Below are 24,032 nucleotides of genomic sequence, written 5' to 3'. Positions count from 1 at the left end.
ACGACAAGATTAGTGTATCTGAAATTAATATATAGCACTGTATATTTCTGGGCTGTACGGAGTACAACTCTATGGCTATGTGCTTGATATTTTTTTTGTTTTATAGCAATTTATTGTGACATATAAAACCGATTTCTTGTACAGCCTCTTCGGTATTTTCACCAAACTTATAAATTGAATGTTGAATATCAAGTAGTTATTTCTGTGGTTATGTCTGGGTATAGCTATGATTTTTAAAGGGTTTTCACCTTTTTGAGATTTTGAATGTGAAAAGATATCATAAAGTTTTGATGAAAATTTCTGACTTATAGCAGGAGTCAGGAGTCAGGAGGAGGCAGTGCGTTGGGCGGGTTCCCCGACTTGTAGCAACTGCCGTCAACTGCCGTTCAGGAGTAAAACCCTTTTGTAGTGGGAGTTTCATTATCACTTGATGTCCTAACCACCCTGTCCATGGCTATAGTTAAAAATTATTACAGGAAATAGGCTACAGATAATTATTTATTCTCGAATGATTGTTTGTTCCACATCTTGCATATCCATTTCTAACTTGAGCCGACCGGATAACAGTTCTTTAACGATCGCCTCCAATGCACCGCAAGCATGAGAAATTTTTTTGCTGCCGTAACGGTAGACTTTGCCCACTTCCCCATCTTTAGAAATGGCAATGTGAGGCATGGCATAAAAGGCAAACCGCCGCTTGTCATCTACAATTGGCACATGATCGGTAGCAGCTGCTACAGCCGTTTTGCCCATCATCACAAACCCTGCCAAGCTAGAGCAATTGAACGACTCACCCCACTTGCGGACTACTTCAGTCGAAAATGGGTCAGTGATTTCATCCCGACAGAGGGTAGTCATCCCCATTGTATTTTTGTCTTCAAAACCGTAATCACCCAACGTCTCGTAGGTGATTTGCATATAAACAGGCATGGGTAGAGCGCCTGGGAAGTGCTTCTGGAGGGCTTCGTAAAAGATGGGGTTTGATTCTGGGTTGTAAGCATCTACGGAATCTTTGATGCGATTGAGCCAGAGTTCGGCTTTGGAATAGTTGTTTTTTTGTAGCTGTTGGATGGCTTGCTTAAAGTTCAACTGCACCCCCCAAACATCGGTAAAGAAGCGTTTTTCTTGCTTCATCCGGTCAAAGAATTTTACCATTTCTGCATGGGTGAGTTTTCCTTGCTTTTTAGCGATCGCCATCATCACAGTGAACACATCATCTGCCATTTTTGCATCACCACAAACATAGTAATGACATTGAGGATGGCTGAGAATTTGCCAGATTTTTTCGGGTTGCTGTTCCATCAAGTTTTGGACATATTGCTTCTGCTCAACCAACCGAGAAAAAGCCACATTTAACTCTGTGAGAACGCCTTGATTTTGCCAAGTTTGCAACTGTTCCTGATAGATAAAATCACTGTGATTGCGACACCCGAAATACAGACTGGCTTCACCTAACGGCACTCCTTGGTTTTGCAGTGCTTCCCCGTGCTGAAGGAAGGCGATTAAAGGAGAAACCCCTGTTCCTGGTCCCACCATCAACATCGGTGCTTGGGAATCAGCAGGAGGACGGAAAGCAGAAGTAAGAACACCAATCCGCACAGAGGAACCAGGTTGCAGTCCAGCCAGATAGTGAGAACAAAGTCCCTGACGTACTTTACCTGCATCTGTTGTAATTTGCAGTACACCTACTGTGATTTGAATTTGTCGAGGATGGAGTAAGGGACAGGAAGAAATGGAATAAAGGCGGGGTTTTTGCTTGGGTAACAATTCCAAAAGTACACCAAGTTCTATGGGAGCAGAAGAAAATTCCTCAAACAGATCCACCACACTGACAAAGTTATCCGTGAGGTTCTTTTTGAGGGCAATGCTATCGGGGTTTTCATCCCCCTGGCGCAAAATTTCTAACCAGGTTTCCAGCCGATATTTTTCCTGGGGGTTCTGCACGGTGGAATACAAGTACGCCAACAAATCAGTCAAGGGTTCTCGCAATGCCAGATCCAGGTCTTCTGAGAAGACTTGATGAACTGTGTTAGGAACGCCAATGGGAGGTTGATCTGCTAAAGATTCACCGCTAGAAGTAACGTATTGAGCCGTAAAGTAAGCATCAGGATTAAGGTTGAGGCGATCGCACAATCGCTGTACCAACTCTGGCGGATTGCAGGGATGCACAGCAAGGTGATCACCTGTTTCATAGTGGAGGTCAGTATTACTCAAATCGAAGGCAATAAAGCGAGTGGAACGACTACCCGCAATCACTTCTTGCAGCAATTCTTGATTGGCAACCACAGGAACAGAAATACCGCGTTCCCTTGCAACTGGGGGAAGTGTCGCTTCCTCAAGGAAGGTAACGGTAAGTTTAGTTGTTGAAGTTGCGGTACTACCAGATGTCGCATCTTCACCAATCACGCGGGAAACTAAGCCCAACCACTGTTTAAAAGTTTCTGCCTGTCCTTTAATTTCATCACCTTTGTGAATCGGTACAATGCAGTTTGCCCTTCTATCACCACAGGTAAAATGTCATAAGCGGTGCGGGGTGCTGGTGGTTGCCAGCCAAATTTGATAATGGCGTTGGTTAGATCCAGATTTGCTGGATCGCCCAAAATGCTACCATCGGGCTGTTCATAAGCTGCATAGCGATAGAGTTGGGAATTCCAAAAGCGCAGACCCCACCTTTCCTTCGGTTGCTTGGGACGAAAGACGGTCATCGTGATCTGCAAATTGCCACCATTGGTCGCAAATTTGACGTGTTCTTGACACTCACGGAACATTTCATCTGGGTCAGTGACATGACGGCGATCGCGCACTACCATATTATTCCAAGCAATTCTGCCCACACATTTGGAAGCATTACGCCACGCCACCTGAGTACCATAAGCCAGTTCTTCATAGGTATGAGTATTGTAAAATATCAATCCATTCTTTGCAACTGCGCTACTCTGGGGTCAATTATTTTTTGACCCAAACTAGCAAATTTAATCGCTACAGATATCTTGTTCCCAGCACCAAAAACGTGTGTAATTTCACCAATCCCAAAAGTTTTATGTAATACCTTTTCCCCTACTTGCCAATTTTGTGTAGTGCTGTTAATATCAGATTTTGCAGATGGGGACTTAGTAAAAGTACGACTAACTTTATGTTTCGTGGTTAACAGTTCTTCTGGTAATTCGTCGAGAAATTGCGATCGCATTGCTGGTTCTCTAGAACCATATAAACGTCTCTCTCTAGCATGGGACAAGTATAATCTTTCTTTAGCGCGAGTTATTCCCACATAGCATAAACGTCGTTCTTCTTCTAAAGATGCGGGATCTTGTAAGGAACGATAACCAGGAAATAGTCCCTGTTCTAACCCTACTAAAAAGACTACCGGAAATTCCAGCCCCTTGGAAGCGTGTAAGGTCATTAAGGAAACTGCTGTTTGTCCTTCTTTTAAGTTATCTAAATCAGAACTCAGCGCCGCACTTTGCAAAAATGCTTGCAAGGAAATATCTTCCCCTTCGTTTTCTTCTTGAAATTGCAATACTGCGTTATAAAGTTCTTTAACGTTACTGATTCTATTATCAGCTTCATCTGTACCTTGATTTTGCAGGTCTTGAATATAACCAGAATCTTCTAAAATTCCTTCTAAAATCTCAGAACCGGGAACCTTGGTGATATTTTCTTGCCATTTTTGAATTATTTGAGCAAAACCATGTACAGATTTTGCCGAACGTCCCGCTAAGGTATTTACTGAGGTTTCATCACTTAATATGTCCCATAATGTTGTACCTAATTGTTGAGAAGCATTCATTAAAGCGTCAATAGTGGCTTTACCAATTCCCCGTCGTGGAGTATTAATAACTCTTAATAAACTCACTGTATCAGCCGGATTATTAATTGCTCTTAAATAAGCTACAGCATCTTTAATTTCTTTGCGGTCATAAAATTTCATTCCTCCTACAACTGTATAAGGAATTTGATATTTTACTAATAGCTCTTCAAATGGTCGAGATTGAGCGTTAGTTCGATAAAGAATAGCAAAGTTACCCCAGTTTATTTCTGGGTTTTGATGTTCTAAGGTACGAATTTGATTAATCACAAAATCGGCTTCTGCTATTTCATCATCTGCTTTATAACAATAAATTTCTTCTCCGGGATCTCGTGTAGCTTTGAGAATTTTATCAATGCGTTGGGTGTTATTTTCAATTAGTTCGTTTGCAGCTTGAAGAATGTTTTCACAGGAACGATAGTTTTCTTCTAACTTCACCATTGTTCTGGTATCATCATCTTCTAATCCATCGCCGAAATTTTCTTGAAATTCTAGTAGGATGGTAAAATCAGCCATTCTAAAACTATAAATTGATTGGTCAGCATCACCGACTACAAATACAGAGCGATTTTCCCAGTTCCATTCATTTTTACGATTTTCACCGTTGGTAACTAAAAGCTGAATGAGATCGTATTGAGTGCGGTTTGTATCTTGATATTCATCTACTAGAATATGACAAAATTTGCGATGCCAATAACCTAATATTTGTTCATTTTGCTGAAATAATCGAGTAGGTATGAGAATTAAATCATCAAAATCTAAAGCGTTATTTTGTGCTAATCTATCTTGATAACGATTGTAAACGTCAGCAATTACTCTGCCGCGATAATTGGGTTGTTCTCGTTCAAATTCTTGGGGTGAAAAGCCTTGGTTTTTGGCGTTGCTGATAGCGTAGCGGACGGATTTAGGCTCAAATTTTTTACTATCTAAATTAAGCTCTTTGGTAACTATTTCTTTGATGAGGCTTTGAACGTCAGATTCATCAAAAATGGAAAAGTTTTTATTCCAACGTCGTCCTTTTTCATCTTGATATTTTTCAATGTCATAGCGAAGAATGCGAGAAAAAAGACTGTGGAAAGTTCCACACCACATATTTTTGATGATGGTGCGGTAAACCTTTGATTTTAACTGAGTTTGTTCATGTTCTGGTAACAAATCAAACTTTTGACCGTGTTGAGTAATTGCTAATTGTTCAGCAAATAACCTTTGAATCCTGTCTTTCATCTCCCGTGCGGCTTTGTTGGTGAAAGTCACGGCTAAGATATTTTCTGGATTAACACGGTGTTTAAGAATCAGATTGGCGATCCGGTAGGTAAGCGCACGGGTTTTACCGGAACCAGCACCAGCTACCACTAATAATGGTCCGCAGTAGTGTTCGACAGCTTGACGCTGACTGGGGTTGAGGTGGCTAAGGAAGTCAATTTTTGTGGTCATGGATGTGTGAAAGAGCGATCGCAAAGACCTATTTTATTACCCCAAAGTATATTAGCTGAAGGGGTAACATCAATTTTAAAACATCCTTTCAATATCTTGTCCTATGAAAAATTAATCAATCCAGTATACTTGGTTGTTTTTTAGACTAAGTTATAGCAAGATAACGACATTATAACTTTTCTCAAAAGGACTATATTTGCAAATTTCTGCACTTGTTTAAAGACTGTAGCCAAAGAATTTATGGAAAAAACTGGGAAAAAATTTGGCGTGCTACTGTATATCTGATATTATCCTATGTGAGTAATATCTAAGTATTTTTTCAGAGATTGCATTTTGATAGGGTGACAAGCACTATTTTTGAGTGGCTTACATAAGTGTGAGGTTATCATATGCTGGCTGGATTACTTTTAATCCCATTAGTGATTCTTTTTTTTATTTTTCACAATCCTGAACGAGATTGGCGCAGTTCTGTGTTATCGGCGGGAGTTGCCTGGGGAGTATTAGTCACCTTTTTTACCGAATTCTTAAGTTTATTCCACATCATCACATTTGCCTGGGTTTTAGCCCTGTGGTTATTGACTAATCTTAGCTTGGGATGGATTTCTTATCGACTAATTAAAACAGGAAAGAGAAAACTCTATCTTCCCCAAATTCCCAAAATTACTCCTGTCTCCCTAGTTTTACTATCTGGAGTAACTGTTATTATTGCTGCTACCAGTGTAATTGCTATTGTTGCCCCGCCAAATACTTGGGACTCGATGACTTATCACATGGCGCGGGTAGTTCATTGGATACAAAACCGCCACCTTGCTCACTACCCTACCTACTACTCAGCCCAATTAGTTCACCCACCTTTTGCGGAAGTTGTTATCCTACATCTACAGATCCTCAGTGGTGGGGATAGGTTCGCAAATTTAGTACAAACGTTGAGTATGATTGGCAGTATACTCGGTGTATCTCTAATTGCCAAGCAGCTAGGGGCAGATAGACGTGGACAAATTTTTGCTAGTGTTTTCTGTGCTACTTTACCGATGGGCATTCTTCAGGCTTCTAGCACCCAAAATGATTATGCAGTTTGTTTTTGGGTAGTTTGTTTAGCCCATTATATTTTATTAACTTTGCCCTATAGAAATCCTCCTATAAACTTAACTCTAGGTATTGGTGCTAGTTGCGGCCTAGCTGTTTTTACCAAAAGTTCGGGTTATATCTATGCTTTTCCTTTTATGGTTTGGTTTTTCCTTTGTTATGTCAATCAGATGCGCTGGAAAATGTGGAAACCAATCTCTATTATTAGTGTGATTTTCTTGAGTTTAAATATTAATCATTATTTACGTAATTTTAGTTTATACGCAAGTCCTATCTCAGCCGCAGAGTATTCGATAGACTACAAACCAGAAATATACAGCATACCTACTTGGGTTTCTAACATCATCAGAAACCTGTCTCTTCATGCTGATATAGTTAGACATCTGGGACTGCAAGGTGTCATTGAGCCAACTATAGGTAAAGTCGCCAAATTAATTACCATAATTCATGGTTTTTTAGGTGTAGATATTAATGACACGCGGATCACACACCCTCCAAACTCCTATACAGGTGTTCCTGGTCTTTCTTTTGATGAAAATGTAGCTGGGAACCCTCTACATTTATTACTGATTTTCTTAGCTATATGTATTTTTATTTGCTATAAGAAACTTAGAAATAATAGAGAGGTAATGATTTATGTTTTATGTTTAATTTGTAGCTTCTTACTTATTTGTTGGATGCTCAAACTCCAACCATATCAAAGTCGGCATCATTTAACTATTTTTGTCTTGTTTTCAGCTTTTGTTGGTCTGGTTTTTTGTCAAAATTGGAATCGCCATATTATTACAATCTTAGCGGTAATTCTCTTAGTAACATCTGGGCAATTTGTGTTGCTTAATAAATCTCGCCCAATTGCAGCAGAGACGAACATTTTTAATACTACCAGAAAGGAACTCTATTTTACCCAAAGGCCTCAAATAATAAAACCTTATTCTGATGCAGCCGATTTTATGAAGACCACAAGCTGTACTGAGATAGGATTATCTTTAGGTGCAGAGAAAGTACCTTCTGGTAATTATTGGGAATATCCTTTTTGGGTTTTATTAAATGAAAATAAAAATCGAGTCAATAGATTTAAACATATTTTAAATCCTGAGAATTTCTATGCCCTAAGACCGGAAATGTATCCTTATAAAGATTTTAAACCCTGTGCCATTATTGCGGTGAGAAGAGACAAAGAACCTCCAGTAGCAATGCTGAATTTTGAAAATACAAAATATATCCAAAAATGGTCATCAAAGCCAATCACTATTCTCATGCCTCAGTAGGGTTGTTGAAGATTAGGAATCTTTATTTATGCTGAATTGGAAAACTGGTTTTGCCTTACTAATGGCTGTATGTCTGATAGCCACTGGAGTAGTAGGATATTTGCTGGGGGGGATTGATCCGAATTTGATTAGTTCCTGGTTAAAAGCGGCGGGAATATGGGCTCCTGTTACATATATATTGATCTATGTGGTGGCAACAATTTTGATTTTGCCTTCCACAGCATTAAATCTGACTGGGGGAGCTATTTTTGGACCTTGGCTGGGTACGTTTTGGACAAGTATCGGAGCGATTATTGCAGCGATCGCCGCCTTTTTCTTTGCCCGAACCATAGGACGTGAAGTGATTTCACAGCGACTGGCAGGACGTTGGCAGGCCATAGATGCCGAAGTCCAGCAAGGAGGAATATTTTATATGTTTGCTATTCGTCTGATGCCAATTATGCCCTATGGACTGGTTAATTTTGCAGCGGGTTTGACATCAATCAGTTTCAAAGATTACCTGATTGGCACAACATTGGGGACAGTACCAGGAATTTTACCATTTGTGATGTTGGGTAGTTCTGGTTTAAAAGCTATCCGTACTGGCGATATTTTGCCATTAATCAGTGCTTTGGCATTGATTGGAATGCTCGTTGGTGGTTCTACTTGGTATCGTCGTCGTCGCTCTTTTCCATCTCGTAAAAAACGTTAATATATATAGCTCAACTATGCTACCTAAATATTCTTTTCTCGTCCCAATCTACAACGAAGAAGAAACCATTTACGAAATGTATCGCCGTATTTCTCTGGTGATGAATCAGATGGATGGTTCAGTAGAGTTGTGTTTGATTAATGATGGTAGTCGCGATCGCTCCCTCAAAATGATGCGCGAATTACACCAAAAAGATCCGCGTGTAGTTTATTTGAGTCTGGCAAGGAATTTTGGCCATCAAATTGCCGTAACAGCAGGTTTGAATTTTGCTCGTGGACAGATAGTTGTCATTTTAGATGCTGATTTACAAGATCCACCAGAGTTGATTCCTGAAATGGTGGAACTATGGCAGCAGGGATATCAAATTGTCTACGCTCAACGTACAAAACGCCTTCAAGAAGGTCTATTTAAACGTTTCACAGCTTATGCTTTTTATCGCCTTTTGAAAAATCTCGCAGACGTTGATATTCCTACCGACACTGGAGATTTTTGTTTATTAGATCGCAAAGTTGTCGATGTACTCAATGCTATGCCAGAAAGAAACCGCTACATTCGAGGGTTGCGCTCATGGGTAGGTTTTAATCAAACCGCCATCCGGTTTGAAAGAGATCCTCGTTTTGCGGGTGATGTTAAATATACATTTCGCAAATCTTTTGCACTGGCAATCAACGGACTGGTTTCTTTTTCCAAAGTACCGCTACGGCTCTCAACTTATTTAGGATTGTTAGCTGCTCTGGTTTCATTATTTATGTGTCTGCTGGTTTTGTACTGGCGACTTTTTACCCCCCATTCTCCCCTCACTGGCATTACTATAGTTCTGATGATTGTCTTCTTCTTGGGAGCAGTACAACTAGTTAGTATTGGTATTTTAGGTGAGTATATCGGGCGTATTTATGAAGAAGTCAAACAAAGACCTCTTTACACACTGTCAGAAGTGGCAGGTTTTGATGAGCAATATCAAGAGACTCAAAAACAGGCGAGAGTAGCTGAATAAGAGATAGAAACCTCTTGTTGCATAGCTTTGTCACGCTTATTTTGTAATTCATTTACCTGCTATTAAGTTCTATCTTGGAGTTATCAATTTTCAAATCGGTTTTCCAGAACGCCAACGCCTAATTAAAATAAGTATTCGAGAAAAGAAGAGTTTCAGAAAGGCAACTCGACTGCCCCAACCACTGTATTTACCTAATAAGTACCAGATACCTGATGGACTCAGCCATAAACTCTGAGAACTTTCCAAATGTTTGGCCAACTCAACTCCATCAAAATAATCTGCTAGAGGCTTGATCAGTTCCAAGCTAGAAGGTAATTTGTTTGGACAAGCGGATGGGTCGCTATGGGCGTTTGCCCAACTTGGTTCTGTACCTGTATTGTATGTTTTAGCTTGGGAATGTCCAAATCCTATATTATGTACCAAAGATACCATTGGTGTTATATGTATGTATCCCTGATATAAAGCAGCTAAAGTCAGGGTAATAACCCAATCTTTTTTGTTTTCTGCTTCTATAAAAAATTGATTAATAATTGTATATTTTGTTTGTATGGTGGCAGGAATTTTATAGAAATGACCAAAAGGGTTATAACCTTGGGGATAATCAGCAAGATTTAAGTTTTGCCAACGATCTGCCCAAGTTGCTAAACCCAAAGCAAATATACGCCTTGATACCATAAAATCCTCTGATATCAGTTCACGTATTTCACTCGGAAAATTGGCATAAGCTGTGATTGAAAATACTTGTGTAAAGTGACGATAAGCTTCTAGTAGCCGACACATCCTATCGTAAAAATAAGGATGGGGAATCGTATCGTCCTCTAAATAAATAGCAGCAGGATAATGAGAAAAAGTCTCAGTAAGCGCCCAAATTGCATGAGCATCACAACCCAAGTTATGTGGCTGTTTAATAATTTTAACGGGAATAGTATGAGAAAATTCCGTCAATAAACTAATGCACTGATCAATTAGAAGTTGATCTTTTTCATTGCGTGGTCCATCAATGAAAGCCAGAATCTGTGATGGATGCAAAGTTTGTTGAGCTATAGCTGGGAGAACTTCTTGAAGAAGATCGGGACGGGTAAAGGCAAGGAGAACAATAGGTGGTAATTCTTGAGGTAGTGATATATCATCTAATAAAACTGGCAATTTTAGGTTTTGGTTGATGCTATAACTTGTCTGGTTATCTTGAGGATTAGTTGCATTCGGGTTCATAAATTTAAGGTTTTTATTTCAATGTTTATTTTTGGGCAAATCAGATTTAAAAAATATCTCATAAGGCAAGAAAAATCTCTTGAGAAAAGCAGACTTTAAAATGGGAGAAGAGTGCATATCTATAGGTGTGTACTGAGAACGATAGGCTGCAATTGCCTGTTTTTTCTTATCTATAAGAGGATGAATTGATAGACGGTAAGCATTAGATAACTCTTGTAGTTGCAAGTCCCGAAATAGCCGAGAATGCCAGAGAATCCAAATAGGGTATTGTAATAGCTCTACTTCAATTCCTGAGAGAATAATTGCCTCTTGAACTAATTCGTAAGTTGCTTCATGGTCTTTGGTACGGTCTTTGCGATGTGGAACATAGACTTCTTGTGGTTGGAAAGACTGCAAGAGTTGAGCTAATTTTTCAATAATCTTTTGACGCTCAGTTGCATTTAAAAATCGCAGCTTACTATCGGGGTTGTCGAGGAAGTGAATTTGCGAAGAATCAACACCTAATATACTTAAAGCTGTAAGTGCTTCATCTCTACGAACGGTGACTATTTCTCCAGATTTAAAATCAGGATGCCAGGAATGAGAAGCAGCACCATCTGTCATGAAAACAACTTGTACTGGAATATCCTGTTCTCGTTTTAATCCAATCACACCACCACAGCCAAGAACTTCATCATCCTGGTGTGGTGAAATTATCATCGCAGATTTCTGCGTGATTTCCATCGGTCTGCTACCAATATGTACCAGCCAACGGAACTGTGACATACTCATAAAGTCTTGCTGAAATTCTGGCAGCTTACGATTATATAGCCACAAAATCCTGTTTCGCACCCGCTCACAAAACTGCTTGACGTTCAGCATTTTTATTTCCTTGTCATAGTTGGGTAATTGGAAGTCGCGCCTGTGGTTGGTTTCAAAACAGCTTATTCCTGCACCGTCAAAGGTAAACTTACTCTAAAAGTAGAACCAACACCAAGCTGACTTTTGACAATAATCTCACCCCCCATCATCTGGCAAAAATGACGGCTAATAGCTAATCCTAAGCCAGTACCACCATATTTCCTAGTAGTTGAATTATCTCCTTGTGTAAAGGGTTGAAACAGCTGTTGCAGTTGACTGGGTGACATTCCAATGCCTGTATCAGTGACAGTAAAACTAATCACACCCAAAGAACCTTCTTTCACTAAGTCTGTTTTTTCATGCTTAACAGTCAACGTCACTTTGCCGTTGGTGGTAAACTTGGCAGCATTGCTGAGTAAGTTTAATAATACTTGTCGCATCCTAGTTTGGTCAGCATACATTGTCCCCAGATGCTGATCACAATCCACTACCAAGATATTGCCATTTTTTTCCATCGCAGGTTTAACTGTAAGCACAATATTGTTAATCAAAGTCATGATTTCAAATGTCTCTGGGTAGAGAGTCATTTTTCCCGCTTCGATTTTTGACAAATCGAGGATATCGTTAATTAGTTCTAGTAAATGTCTACCGGCAGAATTGATAGTTTCTAAATCAGTAACAAAATCTGGGGATGCACCAATATCAGCAGCATCATCTTTCAACAGTTGACTTAAACCAATCACTGCATTTAACGGTGTGCGTAACTCGTGACTGACATTGGCCAGAAATTGGCTTTTTGCTTTGCTGGCCGCTTCAGCTAATTCTTTTGCTTTTTGGAGTTGTTTAGTTCGTTCCGATACTCTTTCAATCAAGCGATTTAGAGATTTAGCCAGCAAGCCAATTTCATCATCAGTGGTGATGGGAGCGCGTAAATCAAAATTAGATTTTTTTGCCACCTGTTCAGCTACTTGAGTTACAGTAATTACAGGTTCAGCGATCGCTCGACTGGTACGCCAAGCCATCACAGAAGCAATAACTGCTGATACCAGCATACTGACTATGACAATTGCTCTTTCCACAAATCTCGCTTGCTCAACATCTGTTCGTCTCTCCTGCTCTTGTAGTTGAGCATTTCGTAAAATCCTAGTCAACTTATCTGATAAATTATCTAGCTCCTCGACTGTGTTACTATTCATAATTGCCAGCAACTGCTCTCGCACCATCTCCTTTTGTTCTGGCTGCACGCTTTTAGGATCAAGTCGCTGCAAAATAGTTTCTATTTGCTCAATATAGGTTTTTAAGTAAGTCGAATAATCAAATAATAAAGTCTGTAAAGTGCTACTGTTCGCTGCTAATGTCTGCGGATTACTGTTTATATATTCAGTAATTTTTTCTTCTAATTTTTGAGCTTCAGCAAAAGAATTGAGTAATTCAGATTTTTTCCTGTCTAGCTTTTGTGCATTATCCAACACCGCAACTAAGTTAGAAGCTTGGAATTGTGCATCAATTACGGCATCTTTATAATTATTTAGTAATTCTCCTTGCTGGTTTGCTTGATTGAATTGCCGGACTTCTCTTCCTCGGTAGTAGTTGGCCAGCACCAACCCAGTCAGGGAGCCAAAAAAGCCAATTCCAATAGCTACAAAGTAGCCATAGCCAATCTTTTGATGGATACGCCATGAACTGGCCTTAAGTTTCCCACGGGAGGGAAATTCTATCGTTGGGAGTTCATCTATTTTTGGCTCTTGAGTTGACACTTTCTTGCTTTCCAAACTTTTGTCAACAAAGGTGGGCTTTGGATATGGCATCCCGGCACTTCCTTTACCCTCCTACAAATATCACCAACTTAGTCTAGCGTTTATAATCACTCATAATATGATTAAGTTTGACTTTATCCTTTTTTATAACATGAGTAAATCATTCTTTCCGAGATAATAGCATGGACTTATCTTTAATTAGAAAACTGAGAGATTTCAACAGCAATAAAACTTATTATTTAATAACGTTTTACAGGCAAACTTAATATTCTAACATTAAGTAATATTAATGTCTAGTCTATCTGAACAGACAGAAAAATTGTTACATATTAATATCAATATGAATGAGTTAATTGACGAATGCGGCTGAAGATAGCTTTAATAGTCAGAAATAGTCAGATAAAATCAGCGTTTAAACTTGTATGAATGACAGGTGTACTGATTTTGCATGATTTGTGCTTCGATGAGTACGATGTCAAGCAAAGGACATAGCATGGGATAATCACAGGCTGAGGATTGTAGTTAATTGACACTTGCAAAACTCAGAAAGCTGATTTTAATACATCCTGTTGCCTTTTGACTTCTATCTTCCTACTGAATTTCTACCCTGTAGTTGATGCAGTAGAGGTAAGGGGATAATTATGGTTATAGGACACTAAAAGCCCTTTTTAACCTCAACCCAATTGTGCTGATGCAGGAGTTCATTGCCTACTAAACAGCCTTGTGGTCAAAATTGTGCGAATTAAGAAAACTCGACTGTCAAAATTATGGAAGTGAAAATGCAAGAACCGGAATACACAGAAACCAAGTCAAAAGAGACAACAATCCCAGATATCAACACCCAAGCAGGAAGCATCACCAAACTCCAGCCTCCTGTACAGTCTCAAGAGCAATGGCTCAAATATGGACAGCAAATTTCGGGCTTTTTAGGTACATTGCCTGATTATGTAGGCAACTTTTTTAATCAGTACAAGCAGCCTTTAGTTAGCATCGGTTTAGTAATTACGGCAATTATCACTGTTAAGGTACTACTGGCTGTACTAGATTCTCTCAATGATATTCCTTTAGTAGCACCTACCTTTGAATTGATTGGTATTGGTTATTCTGCCTGGTTTGTCTATCGCTATTTACTCAAAGCTTCAACTCGGCAAGAGTTAACCAGTGAAATTACAACCCTCAAATCACAAGTTGTAGGTAAAGACTCTTAAGGAGGCAGAAGAGGCAGGAGGCAGGAGTCAGAAGAAAGATAATATTTCTCCCCTGCTCCCCTGCTCCCCTGCTCCCCTGCTCCCTGCTTCCTCAAAGCACCCGTAAGATGCTAGGAATGCTGTCTATTGCTTCCAGAGTTTGAATTTCTGCTAAAGCTTCCCTAAAGTCTCCTTCCCTGACATCGTGGGTGACAACTACAATCTCTGCTAGTTCCGCCTGAAAACCGGTTTGTACTACTGACTCTAAACTCACGCCATATTTGCCAAAGCAAGTACCCAATTTCCCAATCACACCTGGTTGATCTTTTGTCAGGAAACGAGTATAAAATCGGGTGACGAGTTCGGAAATCGGGGTAATTTGACAGTAATGTTGATGACTACAAGCTAATAGGGGATTTGGTTTGGGGGTATTAGTTTTCAGAGTTGCTACAAGATTTAAGATGTCCGAGCAGACAGCACTAGCAGTAGCACCTGCACCCGCACCCGGTCCAAAAAACATTACTTGGCCAACGGGTTCTCCTTCCACGAGAATGGCATTATAAACACCGTTAATACTAGCTAAAGGATGAGTTTGGGGTACTAAGGTGGGATTTACTCTCACGGATAGCTGAGAGTTATCACCGATTTGGCCTTTGGCTATGGCTAGTAATTTAATCACAAATCCCAATTTGGCAGCATAGGCAATGTCTGTCTTGCTGACTTGGCGAATGCCTTCACAATATACATCTTGTAAGTTAATGCGGCCACCAAAGCCTAAAGATGCCAAGATAGCAATTTTATCTGCTGCATCTAAGCCATCGATATCCGCAGTAGGGTCAGCTTCAGCATAACCTAAACTTTGAGCATCAGCTAAAACATCTTTAAAGTCGCTACCTTCTGTTTGCATCCGTGTCAGGATGTAATTAGTTGTACCGTTGACAATGCCAGTAATGCCATGAATCCGGTTGACACTTAAGGACTGCTTCAGGGGTTGAATTACAGGGATACCACCGCCTACAGAGGCTTCTAGCATCACATATACCCCAGCTTCGTTGGCAGCGGTAAATATTTCTGCACCAAATCGAGAGATGGCGGCTTTATTAGCGGTAACTACGTGCTTACCATTTTTAATAGCGGTGAGGATGAGCGATCGCGCTGGTTCCAATCCACCCATGACTTCGACAATTATATCTATCTCTGGATCATTGACAATTGCTTCTAAATCGGTAGTTACTATTCCGTTCGGCAATTCTACCTGACGAGGTTTGTCAAGCGATCGCACTCCCACCCGATATATTTCTATTTCCTGCAACAATAGGTGACGACCTTCCTGGTCTTGCAACAATTGCACAGTACCCGTTCCCACAGTACCTAATCCTAAGATTCCTAGTTTAACACCCACAGATTTTGCACCCAAGCTATACATACAAAACAATTGTAGGCAGGGCATCGCCCTACCTACAAACTTAGAGTTGAAAACTGGAACTAATGACTCCTTCGGGGTATCTCCTATGCCTTCGGCACGGCTTCGCCGAACGGAGACGCTGAGTCCTGCGGACACGCTACGCGTTAGCGATACGCGAACCTTAGTTGCACCCTTCGGCAAGGCTTCCGCCTACATGGGGGAAACCCCCAAGAACAGTCGGGGAACCCGCCCAACGCACTGCCTCACCGCACTGACTCACCAATGATCAATGACTAATGACCAAATTAGTATGTTTCTACGTGCCAGCGGCCTGCTTTCTTGAGAGCCTTCTGGTAATCACTCCAGGTAACACCTTCCTTAGCAGCAGCAGCACTCAAAGCCGCATCAATACCATCTTCCATACCGCGTAAACCGCAGATGTAAGTGTGGGTTTTTTCATTTTTAATCAATTGCCACAATTCATCAGCGTGTTCTGCTACACGGTCTTGGATGTACATTCTGCCACCTTGGGAGTTTTGCTGTTCCCGGCTGATAGCATAGGTGAGACGGAAGTTATCAGGATATTTAGCCTGCATCTCTTCCAGTTCTTCCTTGTACAAGATGTTGGGAGTTTTAGGTACACCAAACAGTAACCAAGCAAATCCGTTGAATTGGTATTCTGGGTTAGCTGCTCTTTCTGCGTCCTTGAACATCCGCCACAGATAAGCACGCATGGGAGCAATACCTGTACCTGTCGCTAACATGATGACATTGCTGTCAGTGTCATCAGGTAATAACATTTCCTTACCTACAGGACCGGTGATTTTTACTTCATCACCTGGTTTGAGGTGGGTTAGATAAGTAGAGCAAACACCGTATACGGTTTCACCACTTTCTGGGTGCTTGTATTCTAGTTGACGGACACACAGTGATACTGTCTTATCGTCTACATCATCACCGTGACGAGTAGAAGCAATAGAGTATAATCTGAGTTTTTCTGGCTTACCGTTTTTGTCAACTCCAGGAGGAATAATGCCAATACTTTGACCTTCTATGTACTTCAAGTTGCCAGCAGACAGGTCAAACTTGAGGTGTTGGACAATACCAATTCCGCCTTCTTTTACCAAGGTTTCATTAGAAATGCACTTACCAATAAAAGGAGCGTTAGGACGATAAGTGTTCACAGGAACATCAGCGTGTTTGGCTTTCGCTTGAGTCATGGTGTTGCCTTTTTTATCCTTAGCTGGTGCTTTAGCAAAACCTTTGGTTTCGCTATTGGTACTCACAGGTGTGGCTTTACCATTCCCATCACTATTAGCATTCACATCAGATGTCACTAACTCGCTTACTTCGCTGTTAGCACTGACTACAGCAGCTTTACCATTAACTGGCTGTAGAGCCGATATTGGTTGGATGCTAACAATTGTGCCGCCCAGACGAGTGATCCGTCGCATTTCTTGATTCATGCGGTTGTAAGGCACTCTGATGAATACACTGCCACTTTTACGAATTGGGTAGTTCGTTTGATCAGATTCTTCGTTCTGACGCAGACCCACCACTTCGTAAACGAAGACGCGGCTACCTGATTCTATATTGGCAGCACCCTCAACAGCACCTTGATTGTACATTCGTTCTACCACTCCGATATTTACTTAACCGTTTATCAAAAAATAATTCCCATCCTATGCCAGCTTTAGTTTACCGGATTTTAGTTGCATAAAACTGACAGTCTGGGAAAATGGCATCATGGAATGATGCCTTGCTAAGTACACTCGGCAAAGACATATAGGCATGGTAAAGAACACACCTGTTCATCTTCTACGGTAGAGGATAAGTCTTTGACAGAATGTTAATAGAGAATCAATTTAATTTTTTTTTGGTAATTACATAGCTCTAAATTCTCCCAATGCCATTAATATTTATCTTTGTTTCGCTGCAAAGCAAAAAGAAGTATTGGCAATACCTAAGTATGTAGGCTAAAAAATCATACTTAATTTTCTTAGTCACATCTACTTATAAAGTTATCAACGGAGTATCTGCATCCGATACAAAAAAGCTAACTAATGCTAACAAGAGGCAGCTTTTTCTTCCTGCTTCATCCTAGAAGTGTCGGCACTGTCTAGTCCACAGGCTTTAAGATTGGGTGTATCTCACCCTACTATTGGTGTATTTAGGCTTGGTTATCACCTAAAATACCTATCAATAATAGCACTTTCGTGTCTGCCGACAGGCTCTTTAGGGTTCTCAAGTCTCAAGTTTTTCTGTCAATGAGTAGACATAAATCTTGATCAAATGTAAGTAAGCATCTGTTTGCATTTGTTAGTAAAACACTAACTAGCTGTTAACACTTAATGGGCGATGATGCTTTGTCGTTGCCAACTAACTAGAGTCGTTTCCAACCAACTAGAATATTATGGAATATGATTGGTACACTATTCGATTCTTTTTAACAGCAAATCTTGTTACAAAATACATCTTTCTGTTAAAATCTAGTATACCACTAGGATTAAATACTTACCAGCCCAGAACTCAGGATAGTTGAACCAAGTAACAAGCATGACTTTGTTCCTCACTAGCCTGATATCCTGTTTTTGCTGGATAACAAGAACGCAGGACCTTGCCAATGGGGTAAACTCCTGGCTTCAAAAATCTGTTGTGAGAAAAATTATTGATTGACTCATCTTTTTTAGTATTTAGAGGAGATTTATGACAAGTAAGCCGGAACGCGTGGTATTGATTGGAGTAGCCGGAGACTCAGGGTGTGGTAAATCTACGTTCTTGCGTCGATTGATCGATTTGTTTGGTGAAGAATTAATGACAGTTATCTGCTTGGATGACTATCATTCCCTAGACCGCAAACAACGCAAAGAAACAGGCATAACCGCACTCGATCCCAGAGCTAACAATTTTGACCTCATGTATGAGCAAATTAAAGCTCTAAAAGAAGGTCAAGCGGTGGATAAGCCGATTTACAACCACGAAACCGGCTTGATCGATCCTCCAGAACGGATTGAGCCAAACCACATTATAGTAGTTGAGGGGCTGCATCCTTTATATGATGAACGGGTGAGAGCCTTACTCGATTTCAGTGTTTACTTTGACATCAGTGATGAAGTCAAAATTGCCTGGAAGATTCAAAGAGATATGGCTGAACGTGGCCACCGCTATGAAGATGTTTTAGCCCAAATCAATTCTCGCAAACCTGACTTTGAAAAGTTCATTGAACCCCAAAGAGAATTTGCGGATGTGGTTCTACAAGTATTACCCACCAACTTGATCAAAAACGATACCGAGCGCAAAGTTTTGCGGGTACGGATGTTGCAACGGGAAGGCAAAGAAGGGTTTGATCCAGCTTACTTATTTGATGAAGGTTCAACCATCCAGTGGACTCCTTGCGGACGTAAACTGACTTGTTCTTACCCTGGGATGCAGATGTACTACGGTTCCGATGTGTACTACGGTCGTTACGTCTCTGTTTTAGAAGTAGATGGTCAGTTTGACAACCTGGACGAAGTAATTTACATCGAAAATCATCTCAGCAATACATCTACTAAATACGTGGGTGAGATGACTCACTTATTACTGCAACACCGTGAGTATCCAGGTTCCAATAATGGTACTGGTTTGTTCCAAGTGCTGACAGGGTTAAAAATGCGCTCTGTTTATGAGCGTTTGACAGCTAAGGAAGCAAAGTTAGCGGTTCAAGTCTAAAATCAGCAATGTTTGGTAAACAAAAGGGGTTGCATCTGTAGGTGTAACCCTTTTTCGTATTGTAAAGATTTATATTCAAATCAGAGTTATAGCACTGGACAGGGTGGTTAGGACATCAATTGATGATGAAACACTGGCTACAACAGGGTTTTACTCCGACTATAGACATTTTTCTTCAAATCAGAAGACACTCATGAGTAAGTGTGTAAATATGGTTATGATTTGAGAAATTAGTAGCTGAACTAAATACCCAAATTTAGTCAGTGATTAAAATTCTTCAAGGAGGAATTTCCTTTGTCTCGTCGCTATTTCTTTACCTCCGAGTCCGTTACAGAAGGTCATCCAGATAAAATCTGTGACCAAATTTCCGATACTATTCTGGATGCTCTACTGACACAAGACCCCAGTAGCCGGGTCGCCGCTGAAGTAGTTGTAAATACTGGTTTAGTTTTAGTTACAGGTGAAATTACCAGCAAAGCGAATGTAAATTTTGTCAATTTAGCACGGAAGAAAATTGCCGAAATTGGCTACACTGATGCAGTCAACGGCTTTTCTGCCAATAGTGCCAGTGTACTCATAGCTTTGGATGAACAATCACCTGATATTGCCCAAGGTGTAAATACTGCCCAAGAAACCCGCGCTGACGATAGTGAAGAACTATTCGATAAAATTGGGGCTGGTGATCAAGGTATCATGTTCGGTTTTGCTTGCAACGAAACACCAGAATTGATGCCTTTGCCGATTAGTCTAGCTCACCGCATTGCCCGGAGACTGGCAGCAGTGAGGAAAACAGGTGATTTGTCATACCTGCGTCCTGATGGGAAAACCCAAGTTACCGTAGTTTATGAAGATGGCAAACCCGTAGGTATTGATACAATCTTGATTTCCACCCAGCATACACCTAATATTGGGGATATTACTGATGATGCTGCGGTGCAAGCTAAGATTAAACAAGACCTTTGGGCTGCGGTAGTGATACCTGTGTTTGGCGATATTGAAGTTAAGCCAACTGAGGATACACGCTTTTTAGTCAATCCTACTGGTAAATTTGTTATTGGTGGACCTCAAGGAGATTCTGGCCTAACGGGACGGAAAATCATTGTCGATACCTACGGTGGTTATTCCCGACATGGTGGTGGTGCTTTTTCTGGTAAAGACCCCACGAAGGTAGACCGTTCTGCGGCTTATGCTGCTCGTTATGCGGCGAAAAATATTGTCGCTGCTGAGTTAGCAGACAAATGTGAAGTACAGTTAAGTTATGCCATTGGTGTAGCCAGACCTGTCAGCATTTTTGTGGATACCTTTGGCACTGGCAAAGTTGATGATGAAATCTTGCTGCAATTAGTCAAAGATAACTTTGAACTGCGTCCAGCAGGAATTATTCACACGTTCAATTTACGCAACTTACCAAGTGAAAGAGGCGGACGTTTCTATCAGGACGTTGCGGCTTACGGTCACTTGGGAAGGACTGATTTAGATTTGCCTTGGGAACGCACTGATAAGGTGGATATGTTGAAGCAAGCGGCTAATAAGTCTCTTTCGGAAGCGATAGCACCAGCATTAACTTAAATTCTGGTGATTTTAGGTTATAGCTAAAACCAAAATACCTCTGCTTTGATCATCATTAAGCAGAGGTTTTTTTATGTGGTTTTAGAGGTAAATTCCGGCTAAAATTACCTTAATTTTGACTTATTCCCAATCAGGAATTTGAGTGCCGGGCCCACCAACACCGATGCCAGTATTATATATTTCTGCATCAGTAATGGTTAGATTATTCATTGATGCTTGATATACGTTGGAATCGTTAATAGTAGCACTGGTGAGATTTGCACCGTTGAGATTTGCTTGCTTTAAATTGACGTTGGTGACAAAAGCTGATGTTAAATTTGCACCTGCCAGATTTGCTCCTGTGAGGTCAGCACCTTCGAGGTTAGCTTCTGTCAAGTTAGCTCCCCGCAGATTTGCGCCTCGTAAGTCTGCACCAATTAAATGAGCGCCACTGAGGTTGACTTCTGATAGTTCACAACGTTGACATTCCCCAGTAGACAAAAGTCTTTGTAAGTCTTGATTATTTCCAGCTTGGACTGAGTTAGCTAAAAATAGGGGAGCGACTAAGGCTATAGCGGTTAATAGCTGGCGTTTCATAATTTTCCCCTTTCCTTTATAAAGTAGCATCCGTTCTTTTCCTCACAATTCTATTATCTCACTAAATGGCTAAAAAATGTTGATTTATCTCACACGCTAGATGTGATGTTTAAGCAATTAGCTAGTGATAGTATAACTATTACTGACATTAGGTTTTAGCTCTGCCTAAATGCTGAATTTAGGTAAATTGCTGATATTAATTTACTGTTAAATATTTTTAAGTTTTATTTTATAGCATATTTGGTTTTGTTAGTAAATGAGTAGTTTTTACTATTAAATTAGGTGGTCTCAGGAAAGAAATTCTCGCATATACTCTGTGACTAATTCTGGCTGTTCTTGCTGTACCCAATGACCAGAATTAGGAATATATTTTATTTGTAAATTCCTGACATATTCTTGTGTACCATAAGTCAGTTCTTTTCCTAGTGCGGTGTCTTGTTCTCCCCAAATCATCAGGGTAGGGACTTCGAGAACAGTCCAAGTTTTGTTGAGGATACCCTGTTGAAAAATATTGCGGTAATAGTTCAACATGGCTGTAATCGCTCCACGTTTAGCAGCAGCGTCTTTGTAGGCTTCGATATCTGCTGTGGTGAAGGCGTTTTTATTGAAGGCTGTACCTTGGATGGCTTTGGCTATGGTTTCATAGTCAGAAGCTTGGAGGACTAGTTCTGGAAGCAGAGGAAATTGAAACAAGAAGATGTAATAACTGCGTAAGAGTTGTTGGGGAGTGCTTAAACCTTGGGAAAATTTGGCGGGATGGGGGAGGTTGAGTATAATTAGTTTTTCTACCATATTTGGGTGAGCGTAGGCAAAATTCCAAGCGATCGCACCACCCCAGTCATGACCAACTAAAATACAACTTTCATATCCTAAACCTTTAATCACTCCTTCAATGTCTTTAACAAATTCATCCATGACATAAGCTGATTGCGCTTGGGGTTTATCACTATCGTTATAACCGCGTAAATCAAGGGCAACAACTTGATAATCTTGAGCAAATTCGGGGATTTGATGCCGCCATGAGTACCAAAATTCAGGAAACCCATGCAACATTAACATTAAAGGACCTTCCCCTTGGGTGACATAATGTAATTTAATCCCGTTGGTGGTTATATAGGCGTGTGTCCCAGAATTTTCGATGATAGACATAAGATTTGATAGATTTAAAGCTTCTGTAATTTTTACTAAAAGTAATTATACAAAGTATTTCCCAGGAAAAAATCTATTAAAGGTTATACAATTTTTAATCAAAACTGAGAATGAAGATTGATATAGCAATATTTTCACAATCCACAATCCAAAATCCAAAATCTAAAATTGTATTGGGGTGTAAATGAGTAGAGTAGAAATACGGGGTGTCTGGTTAACGAAAACTGATAGTCAGGTTCTCAAGTCAAGACAAAACATTGCTGAAGCGATGGAATTTTTGGCTGAGACGGGATTTAATGTGGTGTTTCCCGTCGTTTGGAATCAGGGCGTTACCTTGTATCCGAGTCCAACTATGTGGCGGATGTTTGGTATAGAAATTGATTCTAGATTTTTGGGACGTGATCCTTTACGGGAAGTAGTAGAGGAAGCGCGACGGGTGGGTTTAAAAGTCATACCTTGGTTTGAATATGGTTTTGCTAGTTCCTACAATTTAAATGGCGGGATGTTATTACAGCAAAAACCCGAATGGGGAGCTTATGATTACAAGGGGAATTTACTGAAAAAGAACGGTTTTGAATGGTTGAATGCTTTCGATTTTCAGGTGCAGGAATTTTTGTTAAATTTAGTTTTAGAAGTGGTAAAGAATTATGATGTTGATGGTGTGCAGGGAGATGATCGTTTTCCGGCATTACCATCGGAAGGCGGATATGATCAAGGAACTATAAACCGCTACCGCCAAGAGTTTCAAAAAAATCCACCACAGAACCACAAAGATAAACATTGGCTACAGTGGCGGGCAAATATTTTGACTGATGTTTTAGCACTGCTTTACCAAGAAGTGAAAGCGGTAAATCCTGATTTATTAGTATCAATATCTCCCAATATTTATGATTGGGGATTGCGGGAATATTTGCAAGATTCACCAACTTGGTTAAAGCGAGGAATTGTTGATATTATCCATCCTCAAATTTATCGTCGTGACTTTCTCAGTTATAAATGTATTATTGATAGATTAGTAAACGAGCAGTTTACAGATGCAATGTTACCTAAGTTAGCACCAGGAATTTTAATCAAATTAGGGAAATATCGGATTAGTCCAAATTACTTGTTACAGGTAGTTGAATATCATCGTAAATTGGGAATTAGTGGGGAAATATGCTTTTTTTACGAAGGGTTGCGGGAAAATAATTGTCAATTAGCTAAAGTTCTGAAAAATGGTCCTTATGCTCAGTCGGCATTATTTCCAAATTTGGCAGATTTAGATGATTTTGATGTAAGTTCTCGCAGGTCTACTTCTATTTTACAGCAATTAGAAAAACGGTTGAGAAAAATTTTTAAGGTATAAATA

17 protein-coding genes are annotated in these 24,032 nt (G+C 40.2%); 7 read left to right on the top strand and 10 right to left on the bottom strand.

The window, feature by feature from the left end; genetic code table 11:
* Positions 1-498 precede the first annotated feature (498 nt).
* Genes H6G06_RS26985 through pcrA form a run of 3 tightly spaced genes read right to left on the bottom strand, consistent with a single transcriptional unit; the run spans position 499 to position 5,239 of the window.
* Complete coding sequence (locus H6G06_RS26985; RefSeq protein ID WP_199306584.1) at positions 499-2,424, bottom strand: hypothetical protein; 1,926 nt, start codon at positions 2,422-2,424, stop codon at positions 499-501.
* Positions 2,415-2,912 carry a nitric oxide synthase oxygenase gene (locus H6G06_RS26980; RefSeq protein WP_199306583.1) on the bottom strand — a complete coding sequence of 166 codons (498 nt, stop codon included), beginning with the start codon at positions 2,910-2,912 and terminating at the stop codon, positions 2,415-2,417. Before H6G06_RS26980 ends, H6G06_RS26985 begins: the two co-directional genes overlap by 10 nt.
* Complete coding sequence (gene pcrA / locus H6G06_RS04035; RefSeq protein ID WP_190557353.1) at positions 2,909-5,239, bottom strand: DNA helicase PcrA; 2,331 nt, start codon at positions 5,237-5,239, stop codon at positions 2,909-2,911. Before pcrA ends, H6G06_RS26980 begins: the two co-directional genes overlap by 4 nt.
* Positions 5,240-5,658: 419 nt before the next feature.
* Between pcrA and H6G06_RS04030 the strand changes: the two genes are divergently transcribed.
* Genes H6G06_RS04030 through H6G06_RS04020 form a run of 3 tightly spaced genes read left to right on the top strand, consistent with a single transcriptional unit; the run spans position 5,659 to position 9,278 of the window.
* Positions 5,659-7,593 (top strand): ArnT family glycosyltransferase, encoded by a 1,935-nt coding sequence (locus H6G06_RS04030; RefSeq protein WP_338422907.1) that lies wholly within the window; start codon positions 5,659-5,661, stop codon positions 7,591-7,593.
* Positions 7,594-7,621: 28 nt separating this feature from the next.
* Positions 7,622-8,284, top strand: coding sequence for a TVP38/TMEM64 family protein (locus H6G06_RS04025; protein ID WP_190557349.1), 663 nt, complete (start codon positions 7,622-7,624; stop codon positions 8,282-8,284).
* Positions 8,285-8,300: 16 nt separating this feature from the next.
* Entirely contained in the window at positions 8,301-9,278 is a 978-nt protein-coding gene (locus H6G06_RS04020; protein ID WP_190557347.1) for a glycosyltransferase family 2 protein, read from the top strand.
* A 90-nt stretch (positions 9,279-9,368) separates the two neighbouring features.
* Here the strand turns inward: H6G06_RS04020 and H6G06_RS04015 are convergent, their stop codons facing one another.
* The 3 genes from H6G06_RS04015 to H6G06_RS04005 all read right to left on the bottom strand — a co-directional run bounded on the left by H6G06_RS04015 (position 9,369) and on the right by H6G06_RS04005 (position 13,138).
* Positions 9,369-10,490, bottom strand: coding sequence for a glycosyltransferase family 2 protein (locus H6G06_RS04015; protein ID WP_190557345.1), 1,122 nt, complete (start codon positions 10,488-10,490; stop codon positions 9,369-9,371).
* An 18-nt stretch (positions 10,491-10,508) separates the two neighbouring features.
* Complete coding sequence (locus H6G06_RS04010; protein ID WP_190557343.1) at positions 10,509-11,351, bottom strand: PIG-L deacetylase family protein; 843 nt, start codon at positions 11,349-11,351, stop codon at positions 10,509-10,511.
* A 62-nt stretch (positions 11,352-11,413) separates the two neighbouring features.
* Positions 11,414-13,138, bottom strand: coding sequence for a sensor histidine kinase (locus H6G06_RS04005; RefSeq protein ID WP_190557341.1), 1,725 nt, complete (start codon positions 13,136-13,138; stop codon positions 11,414-11,416).
* A 728-nt stretch (positions 13,139-13,866) separates the two neighbouring features.
* Here H6G06_RS04005 and H6G06_RS04000 point away from each other — a divergent pair.
* Complete coding sequence (locus tag H6G06_RS04000; RefSeq protein WP_190558485.1) at positions 13,867-14,295, top strand: CAAD domain-containing protein; 429 nt, start codon at positions 13,867-13,869, stop codon at positions 14,293-14,295.
* A gap of 91 nt (positions 14,296-14,386) precedes the next feature.
* Here H6G06_RS04000 and H6G06_RS03995 read toward each other — a convergent pair whose 3' ends face one another.
* A complete protein-coding gene (locus H6G06_RS03995; protein ID WP_190558483.1) occupies positions 14,387-15,676 on the bottom strand; it encodes a homoserine dehydrogenase in 1,290 nt (429 codons plus the stop codon).
* Positions 15,677-15,984: 308 nt separating this feature from the next.
* Positions 15,985-17,307 (bottom strand): ferredoxin--NADP reductase, encoded by a 1,323-nt coding sequence (gene petH, locus H6G06_RS03990; protein ID WP_190558481.1) that lies wholly within the window; start codon positions 17,305-17,307, stop codon positions 15,985-15,987.
* Between the two features lie 1,078 nt (positions 17,308-18,385).
* On the opposite strand from petH, the gene H6G06_RS03985 reads away from it, so the two are divergent.
* The gene (locus H6G06_RS03985) at positions 18,386-19,390 is read left to right on the top strand and encodes a phosphoribulokinase (protein WP_190557339.1); all 1,005 of its coding nucleotides are present in this window, start codon (positions 18,386-18,388) and stop codon (positions 19,388-19,390) included.
* A 294-nt stretch (positions 19,391-19,684) separates the two neighbouring features.
* Positions 19,685-20,959, top strand: a complete 1,275-nt coding sequence (metK, locus tag H6G06_RS03980) for a methionine adenosyltransferase (RefSeq protein ID WP_190557337.1) — start codon at positions 19,685-19,687, stop codon at positions 20,957-20,959.
* Positions 20,960-21,079: 120 nt separating this feature from the next.
* On the opposite strand, the gene H6G06_RS03975 is transcribed toward metK, so the two are convergent.
* Positions 21,080-21,535: a pentapeptide repeat-containing protein gene (locus H6G06_RS03975; protein ID WP_190557335.1), complete on the bottom strand. Its 456-nt coding sequence runs from the start codon at positions 21,533-21,535 to the stop codon at positions 21,080-21,082.
* A gap of 288 nt (positions 21,536-21,823) precedes the next feature.
* On the bottom strand, positions 21,824-22,684 hold the full coding sequence (locus H6G06_RS03970; protein ID WP_190557333.1) for an alpha/beta fold hydrolase: 861 nt from the start codon (positions 22,682-22,684) through the stop codon (positions 21,824-21,826).
* 184 nt (positions 22,685-22,868) lie between these two features.
* Here H6G06_RS03970 and H6G06_RS03965 point away from each other — a divergent pair, with 184 nt between their 5' ends.
* Entirely contained in the window at positions 22,869-24,029 is a 1,161-nt protein-coding gene (locus tag H6G06_RS03965) for a glycoside hydrolase family 10-like protein (RefSeq protein WP_190557331.1), read from the top strand.
* Positions 24,030-24,032: the final 3 nt, after the last annotated feature.

The organism is Anabaena sphaerica FACHB-251 (genome assembly GCF_014696825.1).
In the GTDB taxonomy this organism is placed as follows: Bacteria; Cyanobacteriota; Cyanobacteriia; order Cyanobacteriales; family Nostocaceae; genus RDYJ01.
This window is presented reverse-complemented; position numbering and strand designations above follow the sequence as displayed.